14 protein-coding genes are annotated in these 16553 nt (G+C 64.5%); 6 read left to right on the top strand and 8 right to left on the bottom strand.

Annotated elements, in window-relative coordinates:
• Positions 1–115 precede the first annotated feature (115 nt).
• Positions 116–1036, top strand: a complete 921-nt coding sequence (locus FFS21_RS23530) for a LysR family transcriptional regulator (RefSeq protein ID WP_137927149.1) — start codon at positions 116–118, stop codon at positions 1034–1036.
• A gap of 3 nt (positions 1037–1039) precedes the next feature.
• Here the strand turns inward: FFS21_RS23530 and FFS21_RS23525 are convergent, their stop codons facing one another.
• Positions 1040–1321: an AsnC family transcriptional regulator gene (locus FFS21_RS23525; RefSeq protein ID WP_137927148.1), complete on the bottom strand. Its 282-nt coding sequence runs from the start codon at positions 1319–1321 to the stop codon at positions 1040–1042.
• Positions 1322–1477: 156 nt separating this feature from the next.
• Between FFS21_RS23525 and FFS21_RS23520 the strand changes: the two genes are divergently transcribed.
• Complete coding sequence (locus tag FFS21_RS23520; protein WP_137927147.1) at positions 1478–1948, top strand: Lrp/AsnC family transcriptional regulator; 471 nt, start codon at positions 1478–1480, stop codon at positions 1946–1948.
• A 9-nt stretch (positions 1949–1957) separates the two neighbouring features.
• Here the strand turns inward: FFS21_RS23520 and FFS21_RS23515 are convergent, their stop codons facing one another.
• A complete protein-coding gene (locus FFS21_RS23515; protein ID WP_137927146.1) occupies positions 1958–2887 on the bottom strand; it encodes a DMT family transporter in 930 nt (309 codons plus the stop codon).
• Positions 2888–3042: 155 nt separating this feature from the next.
• On the opposite strand from FFS21_RS23515, the gene FFS21_RS23510 reads away from it, so the two are divergent.
• Positions 3043–3513: an Lrp/AsnC family transcriptional regulator gene (locus FFS21_RS23510; protein ID WP_137927145.1), complete on the top strand. Its 471-nt coding sequence runs from the start codon at positions 3043–3045 to the stop codon at positions 3511–3513.
• An 18-nt stretch (positions 3514–3531) separates the two neighbouring features.
• Here the strand turns inward: FFS21_RS23510 and FFS21_RS23505 are convergent, their stop codons facing one another.
• The gene (locus FFS21_RS23505; protein WP_137927144.1) at positions 3532–5133 is read right to left on the bottom strand and encodes a gamma-glutamyltransferase family protein; all 1602 of its coding nucleotides are present in this window, start codon (positions 5131–5133) and stop codon (positions 3532–3534) included.
• Positions 5134–5242: 109 nt separating this feature from the next.
• Complete coding sequence (locus tag FFS21_RS23500; protein WP_137927143.1) at positions 5243–6289, bottom strand: Bug family tripartite tricarboxylate transporter substrate binding protein; 1047 nt, start codon at positions 6287–6289, stop codon at positions 5243–5245.
• 317 nt (positions 6290–6606) lie between these two features.
• Between FFS21_RS23500 and FFS21_RS23495 the strand changes: the two genes are divergently transcribed.
• A complete protein-coding gene (locus FFS21_RS23495; RefSeq protein ID WP_137927142.1) occupies positions 6607–7590 on the top strand; it encodes a LysR substrate-binding domain-containing protein in 984 nt (327 codons plus the stop codon).
• A 49-nt stretch (positions 7591–7639) separates the two neighbouring features.
• Here FFS21_RS23495 and FFS21_RS23490 read toward each other — a convergent pair whose 3' ends face one another.
• Positions 7640–8269, bottom strand: coding sequence for a uracil-DNA glycosylase family protein (locus FFS21_RS23490; protein WP_249359603.1), 630 nt, complete (start codon positions 8267–8269; stop codon positions 7640–7642).
• Positions 8270–8344: 75 nt separating this feature from the next.
• Between FFS21_RS23490 and msrA the strand changes: the two genes are divergently transcribed.
• The gene (gene msrA, locus FFS21_RS23485) at positions 8345–8851 is read left to right on the top strand and encodes a peptide-methionine (S)-S-oxide reductase MsrA (protein ID WP_137927141.1); all 507 of its coding nucleotides are present in this window, start codon (positions 8345–8347) and stop codon (positions 8849–8851) included.
• A gap of 53 nt (positions 8852–8904) precedes the next feature.
• On the opposite strand, the gene FFS21_RS23480 is transcribed toward msrA, so the two are convergent.
• On the bottom strand, positions 8905–9315 hold the full coding sequence (locus FFS21_RS23480; RefSeq protein WP_137927140.1) for a helix-turn-helix domain-containing protein: 411 nt from the start codon (positions 9313–9315) through the stop codon (positions 8905–8907).
• Complete coding sequence (locus FFS21_RS23475; protein ID WP_137927139.1) at positions 9312–9569, bottom strand: type II toxin-antitoxin system RelE family toxin; 258 nt, start codon at positions 9567–9569, stop codon at positions 9312–9314. The genes FFS21_RS23480 and FFS21_RS23475 overlap by 4 nt, the downstream gene beginning before the upstream one ends.
• A gap of 352 nt (positions 9570–9921) precedes the next feature.
• Between FFS21_RS23475 and uvrA the strand changes: the two genes are divergently transcribed.
• Complete coding sequence (gene uvrA / locus FFS21_RS23470; protein WP_137927138.1) at positions 9922–15774, top strand: excinuclease ABC subunit UvrA; 5853 nt, start codon at positions 9922–9924, stop codon at positions 15772–15774.
• A gap of 78 nt (positions 15775–15852) precedes the next feature.
• Here uvrA and FFS21_RS23465 read toward each other — a convergent pair whose 3' ends face one another.
• On the bottom strand, positions 15853–16533 hold the full coding sequence (locus FFS21_RS23465; RefSeq protein ID WP_249359605.1) for a TetR/AcrR family transcriptional regulator: 681 nt from the start codon (positions 16531–16533) through the stop codon (positions 15853–15855).
• Positions 16534–16553: the final 20 nt, after the last annotated feature.

The following is a 16553-nucleotide window of genomic DNA, read 5'->3' as shown; positions in this document are numbered from 1 at the left end:
GCTCCGTAAGTTCGAGTGGCGGCCAGTGTCCGTTCGCGGCTAGAATGAATCAAGCGACATGTTTTAAACATTGTATGAATTTCATTCAACTCACTGCGTTGCAGCGTTCCGGCTCATGATCGAAGTCCGCCATTTCCGTTCGCTGGTTGCCATCGCCGAATCCGGCAAGTTGGCGACCGCCGCCGAACGTGTTCACGTCAGCCAGTCGGCGCTGTCCCATCAGATCAAGGCCATCGAATCGCACTACGACATGGCGCTGTTCGACCGCACGCGCCAGGGTTTGCGCTTTACGCCGGCCGGCGAGCGATTGCTGGCGCTGGCGCGCGAGGCGCTGGCCGCGATCAGCGCCGCCGAGCGTGATCTGGAACGTTTGAAAGGGGATACACGCGGAGAACTGCGCGTGGTGCTTGAATGCCATACCTGCTTCGACTGGCTGATGCCGGTCATGGACGAGTTCCGTCGTCGCTGGCCCGAGGTGGAGATCGATCTGGTGGCCGGCTTCCATGCCGATCCGCTGGGTCTGATCGCGCAGGGCAAGGCCGACATGGTGATCGGATCGAAGCCGCCAGCGCGGCGCGGCCTGCATGTGTCGCCGCTGTTCCGCTTCGAGATCCTTGCAGTCATCGCCAATGAGCACCGTCTGCGCAACAAGCGGCGGCTGGAGGCCAGCGACTTGGCCGGCGAGACGCTGATTACCTATCCGGTGCCAGAGCAGCGCATCGACCTGATTCGCGAGGTGCTGGAGCCAGCAGGCATTCGTCTGGAGCGGCGCACTGCTGAACTGACGGTGGCCGTGCTGCAACTGGTGGCCAGCCGACGTGGCGTGGCGGCGCTACCGAACTGGGGCGTCCGCAACTACGTCGATCACGATTACGTGCTGGCCAAGCGGATCGGCGCCAAGGGACTATGGAGCGAGTTGTACGCGATGGTGCCGACGCCGATGGCCGATCGGCCCTACGTGCGGGATTTCGTCACGATCGTGCGTGACACCTGCGCGGCGGAACTCGATGGCATCGAGCTTCTGGCGGAAGCCTGAGCGTCAGGCCGCGAGGGCGGCAGGCTGGTCTTCCACGGCATCGAAAAACTCCGCATCGACGATCTCCAGATCCACGCCATGCGCCACCCGCCGCACGAACAGTTCCAGCAGTTCGACCATTGGCGCTTCGCAGACCATCCGGACGGCGTTGGCGCGGCTGGCGTCGAATTCCATCGCCTGCAAGGACAGGCCCGTGCGGCGCGCGTTGGCGAGCACCCATTCCAGGCTGCCGAACACATCGGCGCGGTCGAGTTGGAGGGCAAGCTGGAGCGAAGGGAGCGACATGGCCGGGTCCGGAAGTGATGAGTAGAACGTCCGGTAAATTTACCAGCGAAGCGCGAGAATGGGCTTCTGAATATTCTCCGAATATCGTATGATTGGAGAATGAATCTCTGTATTGGTGTAGATTGCAGGATAAATCTTCATTCTCCAGAGAAAATCGTGACCAATCTGCCCAAACTCGACGACACCGACCGCCGCATCCTGCGCGAACTTCGCCGCGATGGGCGCCTCTCCAATGCGAAGCTGGCAGAGCGTGTTGGGCTGTCTGCCACGCCGTGCTGGAACCGCGTCAAGGCGCTGGAAGATGCGGGGGTGATCAGCGGCTACGCCGCGCTGTTGAACCAGAAGGCGCTGGGCCTGCCCGATACCGTGCTGATCGAGGTGACGCTGGACCGGCACGACGATGACATGCTCCACAAGTTTGGCGAGGCACTGGCGCAACTGCCCGAGGTGATCGAGGCCCATCTGCTCACGGGCGAGTACGACTATCTGATCAAGGTGGCCGTGGCGGGGACGGAAGGGTACGAGGAGTTCCTGCGCCACAAGCTCTACAAATTGCCGGGCCTGCGGCACAGCCACTCCACATTCGTGCTGCGCACGCTCAAGCGCGAGCCGTCGGTGGAACCTTGAACGACTGGCTCAAGCCTTTGCGGACAGACGCGCGAGCCGGGGCGCCAGCGCGGTAGTGACCACCCCGAGGCCGATCAGGGCCAGGCCAATCGAGAGATCCGCCGAGATCTTTTCGTGCCATGCAACGGCCGACAGCACCAGGCCGAGCACCGGCACGCCGAGCATCGCAATCGAGGTGGCAGCGGGCGGCAGGCTTTGTGTGACGTTGAGCACGACGATAAACGTCAGCGCCGTAGCCAAAGGTCCGGTATAGGCGATGACCGGCCAGATATCGACCATCGCACCCACATCGGGAGCGCCATCGCGCAGCAGCGCGAGGGCCAGCAGCGGCGCGGTTGCCACAGCGCACTCCCACGGAATCATGTCCGCGCCGAGTCGCACATGCCGATTGCCGCGCAGGTGGATGATGCTGATCGACCATGCCAGCGAGGCGCCAAGCAACATACCGAGACCCATCACCGTGTGCATCTCCCAGCCGCCCAGCGCGGGGGCGACGATGACGCCGATGCCTGCATAGCTGAACGCGGTTGCCAGCCATTGCCAGCGCGACGGACGCTCGCCCAACACCAGCGACGACAGCGGAATCACCCAAATGGCTGTGGCGTAGGCCACCACCGATGCGCGACCGGGCGGCACGTATTGCAGCGCCCAGAGCGCCAGCGCGGTAAAGGCCCCCATCTGCAGCAAGCCCACGCTGATCACCAACGGCCATTCGTCGCGAGTGGGCAGGCGCAGGCGTCGCATCAATCCCAACACGGCCAGGCTGATCAGCGCGGCCGAACCGAATCGCAACGCCGCGAACCACAGCGGGCTCACATGCGCCAGCCCCAGCTTCATGACAGGCCAGTTGCCGCCCCAGATGATGACGGCGCCGATTAGCGGCAGGAATGATCGAAATGAGGACTTCGCGGAGGATGAGGCGAGCGAGGAGGCAGACATGGTGACGATAGACGTGGCCGGCGAGGGGTTTGTGAGCAACCGGCTCCATGGCGGAAAGTCTACGTTTCATTGCGCCGCAGCATTGTCCGGATCACACTGCGTGATCGGCTCGATTCAGCATAGAATGCTGCCGATAAACTCCTTGAGCGAATAACATGCTGGACATCGATCTCGACGCCACCGATATACGAATCCTGGGCGAGCTGCAGCGTGACGGCAGCCTGACCAATGTGGAGCTGGCAAGCCGCATCAACCTCTCGCCATCCCCATGCCTGGCGCGGGTAAAGCGGCTGGAAAAAATTGGCGTGATTTCGCGGCGCGTGACGTTGCTCGACGCGCGCCGCCTGGGACTGAAGGTAGTGGTGTTTATCTCGGTGTCGCTCGACAAGCAGCGGCGCGAGACGCTCGACACCTTCGAGCGGAAAATCGCCGCACTGCCGCAGGTGATGGAGTGCTACCTGATGTCGGGCGATGCCGACTACCTGCTGCGCGTGGTGGTGCCCGATGTGGAGGCGCTGGAGCGGCTGATCATCGACCAGATCACGCGCATTCCCGGCGTGGCCAGCATCCGCTCGAGCTTCGCGCTCAAGCAGGTGCTGTACAGCACGGCGTTGCCGCTGGGGTAGGGGCAGGACGGACGACGCTCAGAAACCCACCGGATAGCCGTCCTTGCGATGGTCCGAGGCGGCGGCGTAGCCGTGCTCGCACTTCATCGCCATCTGTGCGCCGCCAAAGTCGAGGCTGTCCGCAGGCGCCACTTCCACCCGATGGCCCAGCGCCCGCAACCCTTCGATGGTGCTGGCCGGGCAATGCGCTTCGACCGAAACGCCGATGTTGTCGTCGAGCACGCGCCAGCGCGGTGCGTCGCTGGCGGCCTGCGGATTCTGGCCGAAATCGGCGATGCGGCTGGCCATCTGTACGTGGCCCTGCGCCTGCATCGAGCCACCCATCACGCCGAACGCTGCCAGCGGGGCGTCGCCGCGCATCAGGAAGCCCGGGATGATGGTGTGGAACGGGCGCTTGCCGGGCGCCACCTGATTCGGATGGGCGGCTTCGAGGCGAAAGCCCCAGCCCCGGTTATGCAGCGCGATGCCGGTGCCCGGCACCACCACACCCGAGCCGAATCCTTTGAAATTCGACTGGATGTACGAGACCATCATGCCGCTTTTGTCAGCGGCGGTCAGGTACACGGTGCCGCCGCTATGGGGCTTGCCCGCGCCTGCGTAAGTGGCCCGGTCGGGCCGGATCGCCTTGGCACGTTCGGCCAGATAAGCTGGATCGAGCAGGGCCTCTGGCGTGATGGCGCCCGGTGCGCGCATCGCGTCGATATCGCCCACGTAGGCGTGCAGGTCGGCGAAGGCCAGTTTCATGGCTTCGATCTGCAGGTGCATGGCACGCGCGCTATCGCGCCCGGAGCCGGCGATATCCCAATGTTCGAGCATGCCCAGCGCCATCAGCGCACCAATGCCCTGACCATTGGGACCGATTTCGCAGAGCGTCAGATCGCGGTAACGCATGCGGATCGGATCGACCCAGTCCGCGCGATGGGCGGCCAGATCGGCCTCGTCAAGGCGGCCGCCCGTGGCGCGTGCATGATCGGCGATCCGTCGGGCCAGTTCGCCATGATAGAAATCGTCACCCCCGGAGCGGGCAATGCGCTCCAGCGTTTCCGCCTGGCCGGGGCATGTAAAGCGCTCGCCTGGCAATGGCGCACGGCCACGCGGTGCGAAGGATTCGGCAAATCCCGGCTGGCCGTCGAGCACCGGCACCTGGGCCTGCCATTGCCGATGGACGGTGTGAGAAACGATAAAGCCGTTGCGCGCATATTCGATCGCCGGCGCGAACAGATCTTCGAACGGCAAGTCGCCGAAGCGCTCCCATGTGGCACGCCAGCCGGACACTGCACCGGGAACTGTCACGCTATCCCATCCAATCGGCGGCATGGCGCTATAGCGCGAGAACGATTCCGGCGTCCACGCGCGTGGCGCGCGGCCCGAAGCATTGAGGCCATGCAGCGTCTTGCCATCCCAGATCAGCGCGAAGGCATCGCCGCCGATGCCGTTCATGCAGGGCTCCACAACGGTCAGCGCGATGGCGGTAGCCAGTGCCGCATCCACGGCATTGCCGCCTCGGGCCAGCATGCGCAGGCCGGCTGCGGCGGCCAGCGGTTGCGAGGTCGATACGACGTTATCGGCCAGCACCGGCATGCGGCGGGATGGGTAGGGGGTGTCCCAGAAATTGGTCATGAGCTTGGGGGCGCCAAAGACGGGCGGCTGTGGAGGGCCGCCCGCGTCGAGGCTTGCAGTGCGACGTAGAAAATCGGAAAAATCTTGGGCGACGTCAGATTCAGCGGACTCAGTCCACCTTGACGTGCGCCGCCTGCGCCACCTTGGCCCAGTCGCGCATTTCCTGCTGGATCATGCGGCCGAACTTGTCAGCGGGGGTGTAGGCGATTTCCACGCCTTGCGCGGCCATTGTCTCGGCCAGTTCGGGCTGGGCCAGCACGGCCTTCGATGCCGCGGCGAGCTTGTCGATCACGGCGGGCGGCGTGCCCTTCGGCGCTACCAGTCCGAACAGGTTGTTGGCGCGGAAGTCCGAGACGCCCGCCTCGCCCATCGTCGGCACATCGGGCAACAGCTTCACGCGCTGCTCCGAGGCCACGGCCAGCAGGCGCAGCTTGCCGGACTTCACATGGGGCAGCGCCGACGGGATGCTGTCGAACATCATGGCCGAGCGGCCGGCCATCAGGTCGGGCAGGGCGAACGAACTGCCTTTGTACGGCACATGCACGACATCCACACCCGTGCGCAGCTTGAACAGCTCCGACTCCAGATGAGACAGCGTGCCCGAACCCTGCGACGCGAAGTTGTGCTCGCCCGGCGTGGCCTTCAGCATCTTGACCAGTTCCGGCACCGTCTTGACCGGCGACGAGGCCGGCACAACGAGGATGTGTGGCACGTTGCCGATACCGGCGATCGGCACGAAATCCTTGCCCAGGTTGGCCGGCTGGCTGGAGTAGGTGGCAGCCGCGATGGCAGCGTTGCTCACGGCGGCGAGGTAGAGCGTGTAGCCATCTGGCGAAGCCTTGGCTGCATAGCCCATGCCCAGCGCGCCACCTGCACCGGGACGGTTTTCCACAACGACGGGCTGCTTGAGCACCTGCGACAGGCGCTGGCCCACGGCGCGCGCCAGCACGTCAGTGGCGCCGGCCGGCGGGAACGACAACACCAGCTGGATGGGCCGTTCGGGATACTCGGCCAGTGCGGCCGGGGCGACGAGCGTGCCGGTCAGGGCCACGGCGACCATGGCCGAGGTCAGTCCGGCCCGTGCCATCCAGCGGCTCGCGATGGTGCGCGGGTGCGCCGGGATGGTGCGGGAAATCGAATGCACTTGCTTCAACATGATCGGGATGACTCCGAGAAAGCGTCGCCTCGCGGCGAGGACCAGGACGGCCCGGTGCGCCGGTGGGGCAAGGGGTTGCGGAACATCTGATGCGCTGGCTGCTGGCATGCAGCTCTGTCACATCGGTCATGCCTGGTCTCGCCGGGGCGAAACCGCGTGCTGCTGGGAAAGTGGAACCGATTCTAGGCACGGTCTGTGCAGGACTGGATGCCGATTGGCCATGGACCCATGCGGATGCGGAATAGGGGGTCCACGGGGCACGGTGCCACGGACAGGGCCACCGGCCGCCGCAGGCCAGCGTATTGCCGGGGCGCAACATGCAGTTGAAATGGATTGATGACCTGCTCGTGCTGGAACGCACGCGCAGTTTTTCTCGTGCCGCCGAGTTGCGGTATGTCACCCAGTCGGCGCTCTCGCGCCGCATCCGGGCATTGGAGGATTGGGCTGGCGCACAGCTGGTCGACCGCAATACCTACCCGCTGGCGCTCACACCTGCCGGCGCCACGTTCTGCGAGACAGCGCGGCAGGCTGCCGACCTGCTCACCGAGGCACGCGCCACGCTGCATCGCGAATCGACGCTGCCGGACCGGACGCTCGATATCGTGGCGGGACACACACTGTCGCTTGCCTTCCTGCCGGACTGGCTCACGCGTTGCCGCCAGCGGTTTGGCAGCTTTCATGCGCGGGTCAGCGCGGCCAATGTGATCGACGCCGTGGTGGCGCTGGCCGAGGGGCAGTGCGATTTGATGCTCGGCTACCACCATCCGCGCGTGCCGGTCTCGCTGGATGCCGACCGGTTCCTGAGCCTGTCCGTCGGGTCCGATACGCTGATACCGGTCTCGGTGCCCACCTCGCGCGGACGCCCGCTCTATCCGGTGCCCGATCCCGCGGATCTCGCCGATGCCCATGGCACCCCGTTCCTGGCCTATTCGCCCAATACCACGCTGGGCCGCGTCGTAGGGTCGGTGCTCGATGCGCGCGACGCCCATCGGGGCCTGATTCGCTGCTACGAATCCGACATGGCGATGCTGCTCCTCAAAATGGCGGTGGAAGGGCACGGGCTGGCGTGGCTGCCGTTGTCGACGGCAGCCAAGGCGCTCTCGGATGGCGCCCTGGTCCATGCCGGCGATGCCTCCTGGCAGGCCAGCCTCGAAATTCGGGCCTACCGGCCAGCCGCCAGCGCCAATGCCACGTTGCTGGAACTGTGGCGCATGCTTGCGGCGCCGGAACAGATGGATGCCGCGATGGCGAAGACGGCGAAGACGGCAGACAGCGCGGCGCCGATTGGGTGTTTCGCGTAACAGGGATGGCCGAGGGGCGTGCTGGCCACAACGGGAGCCGGGAATCCCACTACGCTCGCGGCGCGGCGATTTCGCGAAAATCGATACGGGCCGCCACGGCGGCCTGCAGCATGGGCAGCAGTTCCGCCTCGAACCATGGGTTCTGGCGCATCCATCCCACCACGCGCCAGGACGGATGAGGGAGTGGTAAGACGTTCGGACCGAAGCGCCTGAAATCTGCCACGCGACTTGTCATGGTCTGCGTGTGGTCGGTCGGAAGATAGTAGTTCTGTGCGTAGGTGCCGACCAGTAGCGTCAACCGGTCGGCAGGCAGACATCCCAATACCCGCTCATGCCAGAGCGGCGCACATTCGCGTCGCGGAGGAAGGTCGCCACTCGCACCTTTGCCGGGGTAGCAAAAGCCCATCGGCACGATGGCGATGCGCGAGGCGTCGTAGAACGTGTCCTTGGCGGTTCCCATCCAGTCCCTGAGCCGGTCACCACTTGGATCGTCGAACGGGATGCCGCTGGCATGCACCCGTGCACCCGGCGCCTGGCCAATGATTACGATGCGCGACGTGGCACTGAATTGCACGACCGGACGAGGCCCGGCGGCCAGATCGGCCGCACAGCGCGTGCAGGCCGCGATCTCGCGACGCAGCGCTTCAACTGCGCCCATCGCGGGGTGAGGGGAATTCATGGCGTTTCAGCGAATTTTGCGGGGTGTGCGTATATTACTGGGCTTGAACCATCGCTCATTGGCAAGGCACACATCATGACGACGCAAACTGAAACCGCAATCCTGGCAGGCGGCTGCTTCTGGGGCATGCAGGACCTGATCCGCCGCTACCCGGGCGTGCTGACCACGCGCGTAGGCTATACCGGCGGCGACGTGCCCAATGCGACGTACCGCAATCACGGCACTCACGCCGAGGGCATCGAAATCGTCTTCGACCCGGCCAAGATCAGCTACCGCCAGATCCTCGAATTCTTCTTCCAGATCCACGATCCGAGCACGAAGAATCGCCAGGGCAACGACATCGGCACCAGCTATCGCTCGGCTATCTACTATCGCGACGACGAACAGAAACGCGTGGCCGAAGACACCATAGCCGACGTCAACGCGTCCGGCCTGTGGCCCGGCAAAGTCGTGACCGAAGTAGCCCCGGCCGGTCCGTTCTGGGAGGCGGAGCCGGAACATCAGGACTACCTGGAGCGATTGCCGAACGGGTACACCTGCCACTTCGTGCGACCGGGGTGGAAGCTGCCGTCACGCGGGTGAGGGGTGTTGGGCGGCGATCTGAAGTTTCCAGCCATACCGAACGAAGACCGAGATCAATCGGTTTCATCTCGTTGGGGAGCCTGAGCGTGTCGTTCGACCAAAATGTCTAACGGCACGGCAAGGGCTTGCGCCAACGCTCGCATTAACTCCACACTCCCGTCCCGCTTTCGGTTCTCGATCTGGCTGAGGTAGGGCTTGCTGAGGCCGGCCGAGGTGGCGAGCGCCTCCTGCGTCAGCCGCCGATAGTCGCGCCATGCCTTGATGGGATGGTCGCCGGCAAGCTGGGAGTCGATCACGGCGGCTGGAATACGGACGCCGTCATCCGCCGCAACGGCGGCATCGTAGAGCAGGGCGTCTTCAGCATCTTCGATCAGATGCTTTACCCGCTCCCAAAGGTCGATGGGGACCACCGCGAATTCGCGACGTCCGTCGCGTTCGATGAACTGAATGGTTGTAGCGGTCATTGATATGCGCTCCGGCGTGGTTTGATGTTCATGACTACGATGACAAGCCGATCTGCCTCGACACGATAAAGAATGCGCCAGTCACCTACCCGAAGCCGGCAGCCGTCACGGCCGGCGAGCTTGCGAACATTCGGGTTGGTGGCATAGGGGTCTTGCGCAAGCAGGTTGATCTTGGCGCGGACATTGCAAGCCATGTTGCGCGGCATGGTCATCAACTGCTGTCCGGCAACTTTGGTAAATTCGATTGAGTACATGCCGATGTTAGCTTATTGCTAACCCATTGCAAACTAAATTTGCAATGGGTGTCGCGTTGTTGACACGGCCTGAAGCGCGCATATCAGCAGCTAAGCGGCAGTCACGAACAAGAGATACAGGCGCATCAGGGGTGCTGCGCACTGTAGAAAAGAGGCATCGGAATCGGCTTGACGTTCCACAAAGCCTCCCCGGACATGGAACGCTTTTCAGAATCGGCTCATATCCCAATCGAGCTGCAGACCTGTACGTTTATACAGTATAGTTACGAGATCTTTCGGACTCCGCACGTCCGAAACGCATCAAGAAAGCACTTCAGAAATCGGTTTCAACTTATTGATTCGAGGCAAGAAATTGTCAGATTCCGGCACTATCCGCATCCGTGGGGCGCGTCAGCACAATCTCAAGAACGTCGATCTCGACCTGCATACCGGGCAGATGACCGTGGTTACCGGGCCTTCGGGTTCCGGCAAGTCGAGTCTGGTATTCGACACGCTGTATGCCGAAGGGCAGCGGCGCTACGTCGAGACCTTCAGTGCCTACGCGCGCCAGTTTCTGGATCGGATGGACCGTCCGCAGGTCGACAAGGTGGATGGGGTGCCGCCCGCGATTGCCATCGACCAGACGAACCCGGTGCGCAGCTCGCGGTCGACAGTCGGGACGATGACCGAGTTGAACGATCACCTGAAGCTGCTCTACGCGCGCGCTGCCGAGTTGTTCGACCGGCAAACCGCACTGCCGGTGCAGCACGACTCCCCCGAAACGATCTATTCCGAACTGGTTGCCCGTACGGCAGCCGGGCAGCCGTATGCCGATGCGCGGCTCGTGATGACGTTTCCGGTCGAGTTGCCGGAAACGGCGACCGAAGCGGAAGTCGAGCAGTGGCTGTCGGTCAGTGGCTATACGCGCATCCATGGACAGCGGATCGTGGAATCGGCGACGGGCAAGCGCAAGGTGCTGGATGTGGTGGCGGATCGCTTCCGCATCGGCAACGTGGAAAAAGCCCGTGCGGTGGAAGCGATCGAGGCATCGCTCAAGCGCGGTAGCGGCCGGGTCAGTGTGCAGGTAGTGACCGACGAAGGCGACGGTCCCGTCTGGAAGTTCTCGACGGGTTTGCACAGCCCGGAGAGCGATATCCGCTATGCCGATCCGCAGCCTGCGCTGTTCTCGTTCAATTCCGCCTATGGCGCTTGCGAAACGTGCCGGGGCTTCGGGCGCGTGATCGGCGTCGATCTGGGACTGGTGATTCCGGACGGCCGCAAATCCCTGCGCGATGGCGCGATCAAGCCGATGCAGACGCCGGCCTGGAAGGAGTGCCAGGACGACCTGATGCGCTACGCGGCCAAGGCAGGCATTCCGCGTGATCTGGCGTGGAATCAGCTGAGCGAGGCCGAACAGCACTGGGTCATCCACGGCTCGCCGGACTGGAACGGGCAGTGGAACAAGCAGTGGTATGGCGTGATGCGGTTCTTCAGTTACCTGGAGTCCAAGGCCTACAAGATGCATATCCGCGTGCTGCTGTCGAAGTACCGCAGCTACACGCCGTGCGAAACCTGCGGCGGTGCGCGCCTGAAAACCGAGGCGCTGCTGTGGCGCCTGGGCAGCAAGGATAATGCCGATACCGTGCTGGCCCCGGCAGCGCGCTTTCTTCCGCGCGGCGTGGATTGGGATCGGCCGCAGTTGGAGGCCCTGCCAGGTCTTACGGTGCACGACCTGATGCTGATGCCGATCGCGCGCATCCGGCGCTTCTTCGATGACCTGACGCTGTCGAGCGCGCTGCTTGACGATGCGCTCAAGCTGCTGCTCGCTGAAGTCCGCACGCGGCTCAAATACCTGTGCGATGTGGGATTGGGTTACCTGACGCTGGACCGACAGAGCCGGACGCTGTCGGGCGGCGAGGTACAGCGGATCAACCTGACCACGGCCCTCGGCACCTCGCTGGTCAATACGCTGTTCGTGCTTGACGAGCCCAGCATCGGCCTCCATCCACGCGATCTGAACCGCATCGTCGAGGCGATGCATCGGCTGCGCGACGCGGGCAATACGCTGGTGGTGGTGGAGCACGATCCGTCCGTGATGCTGGCTGCCGATCGCCTGATCGACATGGGTCCGGGGCCGGGCGAGCGCGGCGGCTCGATCATTTTCGACGGTTCGCCCGATGCCATCCGCAAGGAACGGACGCTGACCGGCGATTACCTGGGCGGGCGCCGCCGCGTGACCGATGCGTCGGCGTGGCAGTCGCGGCCCGTGGATGCCGATACGCCGCGCCTGACGCTGGAAGGCGCGAGCGAACACAATCTCAAGGACGTGACGGTCGGCATCCCGCTGAACCGGCTGGTCGTCGTGACGGGTGTATCCGGTTCGGGCAAATCGACGCTGCTGCAGGACGTGCTGTACCCGGCCATGGCCCGCCATTTCGGAAAGGCGACGGAATCCCCGGGTGCGTTCCGCGATTTGATCGGGGCAGACCAGGTCAACGATGTGGTGTTCGTGGACCAATCGCCGATTGGCAAGACCGCACGGTCGAATCCGGCCAGTTATGTCGGTGCCTTCGACGAGATTCGCAAGCTGTTTGCCAAGGCGCCGCTGGCACTGCAACGCGGCTACACGGCTGGCACATTCAGCTTCAACTCGGGCGATGGTCGTTGCCCGACTTGCGGCGGCTCGGGTTTCGAGCACGTGGAGATGCAGTTTCTGTCGGATGTCTACCTGCGCTGCCCGGATTGCGACGGCACGCGGTATCGGGCCGAAGTGCTGGAGGTCAAGATCGAGCGCGCTGCCCGGGGGCAGGCGCCGCGCAAGCTCAGCGTGGCCGATGTGCTTGAACTGACGGTCAGCGAAGCGACCGCGCTGTTCGAAGGGGATGCCGCGGTGCTGCGCGTACTGGCGCCAATCGCCGACGTGGGCCTGGAATACGTGAAGCTGGGTCAGCCCGTGCCGACCCTCTCTGGCGGCGAGGCACAGCGTCTGAAGCTTGCTGGCTTCCTGGCCGAGACCGCTGCCGCGCAGCCGGTGAAGAACCGCAAGGCGGTGGTGTTGCCCAAGCGGCTGTTCATGTTCGACGAGCCCACCACGGGTCTGCACTTCGACGATATCGCCAAGCTGATGCGCGCCTTCGGCAAGCTGCTCGATGGTGGCCATTCGTTGATCGTGATCGAGCACAACCTCGATGTGATCCGCGCCTCCGACTGGATTGTCGATCTTGGTCCCGAAGGGGGCGACGGCGGTGGCGAACTGATGTGCGAGGGTACACCCGAGGACGTCAAGCTTTGCACCGCATCGCATACGGGCCATGCGCTGATCGCCTACGACAAGGCGCTTGGCGATGGCACGCTGGCTGCGGAACAGGCGGAGGCCGAAGGCCAGGGCAAGCCGCTGCAGGCTGCCATACAGGCCGCGCGGGCGCGTCGTGCCGTGGAAGGCGAGGGCGTGGTGCGCATCGTCAACGCCCATGAGCACAACCTGAAAGCGCTGAACGTCGACATTCCGCACGGCAAGTTCAACGTGATCACCGGGGTGTCCGGTTCGGGCAAGTCGACGCTGGCGTTCGACATCCTGTTCCACGAGGGTCAGCGACGCTATCTGGAATCGCTGAATGCCTATGCCCGCTCCATCGTGCAGCCGGCTGGCCGGCCCGAAGTCGATGCCGTCTACGGCATTCCGCCGACGGTGGCCATCGAGCAGCGGCTGTCGCGAGGCGGACGCAAGAGCACGGTGGCGACGACTTCCGAAGTCTGGCACTTCCTGCGCCTGCTGTACGTGAAGCTCGGCATCCAGCATTGCGTCCACGATGGTGCGCCGGTGACGTCGCAGAGCCCGGCGTCGATTGCCGCACAGTTGTTGCGCGATTACCGTGGCCAGCACGTTGGCCTGCTTGCGCCGCTGGTGGTCAATCGCAAGGGTGTTTATACGGATCTGGCGAAATGGGCCAAGGCGCGCGGCAACACGCATCTGCGCGTAGACGGCGAGTTCCTGCCGGTCGATCCGTGGCCGCGCCTGGATCGGTTCCGCGAGCACACCATCGAGTTGCCGGTGGGCGACATCGTCGTCTCGCCCGACAACGAGGCCGCGCTGCGCGAGCTGCTGGACCAGACACTGGAAGCCGGCAAGGGCGTGATGCATCTGCTGGCCCCGCTCGATGGATTGAAGAATGCGATGGAGTGCGGCACACCGCATGCCTGCGAAACGGTGGTGTTCTCGACCAAACGCGCCTGTCCGGTGTGCGGCACGAGTTATCCGGAACTCGATCCACGCATGTTCTCGTACAACAGCAAGCACGGCTGGTGCGGCACCTGCGTGGGCACTGGCCTGGCGCTGACGGGCGAGCAGCGCGAGGTGTATGACGACACGGTGCTGGGCGGCGACGACCGGGGCCGCGAGCAGAGCCTGCCGTCCGAGGAGCAGGAACCCGAAGGCGTGGGCGATACGCCGTGCCCGGATTGCCATGGCACGCGGCTGAATCCGGCTGCGCGCGCGGTCACGTTCGATACGCAGGCGATTTCCGATGTGGCGCAGTGGACGGTGTCCGACACCCGCCGTTGGGTGGATGGCCTGAAACTCGAGGGCCGCGAGGCCGATATCGCGCGCGATGTGGTGACGGAAATCGCCAGCCGGCTGCAGTTCCTGGAAGAAGTCGGACTCGGCTACCTGAGTCTGGATCGCGCCGCACCGAGTCTGTCTGGCGGCGAGGCGCAGCGGATTCGACTGGCCGCCCAGTTGGGGAGCAACCTGCAGGGTGTCTGCTACGTGCTGGACGAGCCGACCATCGGCCTGCATCCACGCGACAACCAGATCCTGCTCGATGCGCTGCGCAAGCTGGGCGACAAGGGCAACACGCTGGTGGTGGTGGAGCACGACGAAGACACGATCCGTCGCGCCGACCACATCATCGACATCGGCCCCGGCGCCGGCAAGCGAGGGGGCCGGCTGGTGGCTGAAGGTGGCGTCGAGACGCTGGCGTCGGCATCGGACTCGACGACCGGTCGCTTCCTGGCCAATCCGATTGTTCACCCGCTGCAGGAGCGACGCCCCGTGCGGCCGCCGCGTGCGGGCAGGGTGGCCGAGCCAGAGCAATGGCTGACAGTGCAGGGCGCGCATCTGCACAACCTGCGCAACGTCACGGCACGGATTCCGCTGGCCCGGCTGGTGGCCATCACCGGTGTATCGGGCTCTGGCAAGTCCACACTCGCGCGCGACGTGCTGATGACGAACCTGCTCGATGCTGTTGGCCGCTCGGTGATGTCATCGCCGGCCACGCGACGGGCGCGTTCGGCGGCGGAGAAGGCGGGCAAGCCGACGGCCACGAAATCTCTCAACGTCGAGCATGCGTGGCATGGCTGCGAAGGCATCACGGGCTGGGAGACGATCGATCGCGTGCTCGAAGTGGACCAGACGCCGATCGGCAAGACCCCGCGCTCGTGTCCGGCCACGTATATCGGTGTGTGGGATGCCATCCGCAAGCTGTTCGCGGATACGCTCGAAGCCAAGGCGCGCGGTTACACGGCGTCGCGTTTCTCGTTCAATACGAGCGATGGTCGCTGCCCGGCCTGCGAGGGGCAGGGCGTGCGTACGATCGGCATGAGCTTCCTGCCTGACGTGAAAGTACCTTGCGATGTCTGCCACGGCCAGCGCTTCAATCCGGAAACGCTTGCGGTGACGTGGCGCGGCAAGAATATTGGCGACGTGCTGACGATGGAAATCGACGAGGCCGTGGAGTTCTTCTCGGCCATCACGCAGATCGGCCATCCGCTGCAGTTGATGAAGGACGTGGGGCTGGGCTACCTGACGCTGGGACAGCCGTCACCGACGCTTTCGGGTGGCGAGGCGCAGCGGATCAAGCTGGTGACGGAGTTGTCGAAGGTGCGCGACGACATTACCCGCCGAGGCCAGAAGGCGCCGCACACGCTTTACGTGCTGGACGAACCCACCGTGGGCCTGCATATGGCCGACGTGGCAAGGTTGATCCGCGTGCTGCACCGCTTGACCGACGGGGGCCACAGCGTGGTGGTGATCGAGCACGATCTTGACGTGATTGCCGAAGCCGACTGGATCATCGACCTGGGTCCGGAAGGCGGCGCGCAGGGCGGCACGATTGTCGGTGCGGCCGATCCGGAAGCGTTGTCGCGCATCGCGGCCAGCCATACCGGAGCAGCACTGGTGCCGGTGCTGGCACGGACGGCGATGGACGGGGTGAGGGCGGCGGGGTGAGAACGTCGAGCCTTGATTGACCACGAGCCGGTCCCCTCTCCCGCAAGCGGGAGAGGGGAGCAACAACCGTGCGAAAGATCAACCAACCCGCCGCGGCCCCTCTAGCGCAGCCGCACAAAAGTCCACCAGTTCATCCACCGGCGGCGCAGCCCGGTTGCGCTTGCCGCGTTCGCGTACCCAGTGGGCCAGCGAGTAGACCACCGTATCCATGAACCAGATCATGCGTAGCCGCATCACATCGCGGGGTACGCCGGGCAGCAGGGCGTGGATGTGGTCGCGCACGCGGTACAGCGCGCTCATCGCCGTCTTGTCGACGAGTCCCTTGTTCAGGAGGCCCGGGCTGAACGTGGTCTGCGCCAGCACCTGCAGGTAGTTGGTGCCCCAACTGGTATGCAGCACGATTTCCACCAATGGATGGACGGTGGCCTGCACCACGGCGTGGATGTCGATGGGGCGACCACTGGCTTCCAGTTCGTCCAGATGGCGATGGCGCACGCGGTTCACCTCATGGAGCCGAAGATTCAACAGATGACTGACGAGTGCCTCGCGCGAACCGAAGTGGTAGTGCAGCGCGGACCTGTTGCGCTGGCCGCTTTCCACCACGATCTGCCGCAAGGGCACCTGCTCGACACCCTGTTCGGCAAATAGCCGTTCTGCGATTTCCAGGATACGCCGAGCGGTATCGGTCAGGCCATCGCCCGCATCCGGTGCAGGGGGGGCGACGTCCGACGATGTGGGCGCGTGGTCGGGATCGGGTATCCGGCGGGGCTTGACTGGGG

The organism is Cupriavidus sp. 2SB (assembly GCF_005503625.1).
In the GTDB taxonomy this organism is placed as follows: Bacteria; Pseudomonadota; Gammaproteobacteria; order Burkholderiales; family Burkholderiaceae; genus Cupriavidus.
Note: the sequence above shows the minus strand (reverse complement) of the source record. Positions and strands in the feature narration are given on the sequence as shown.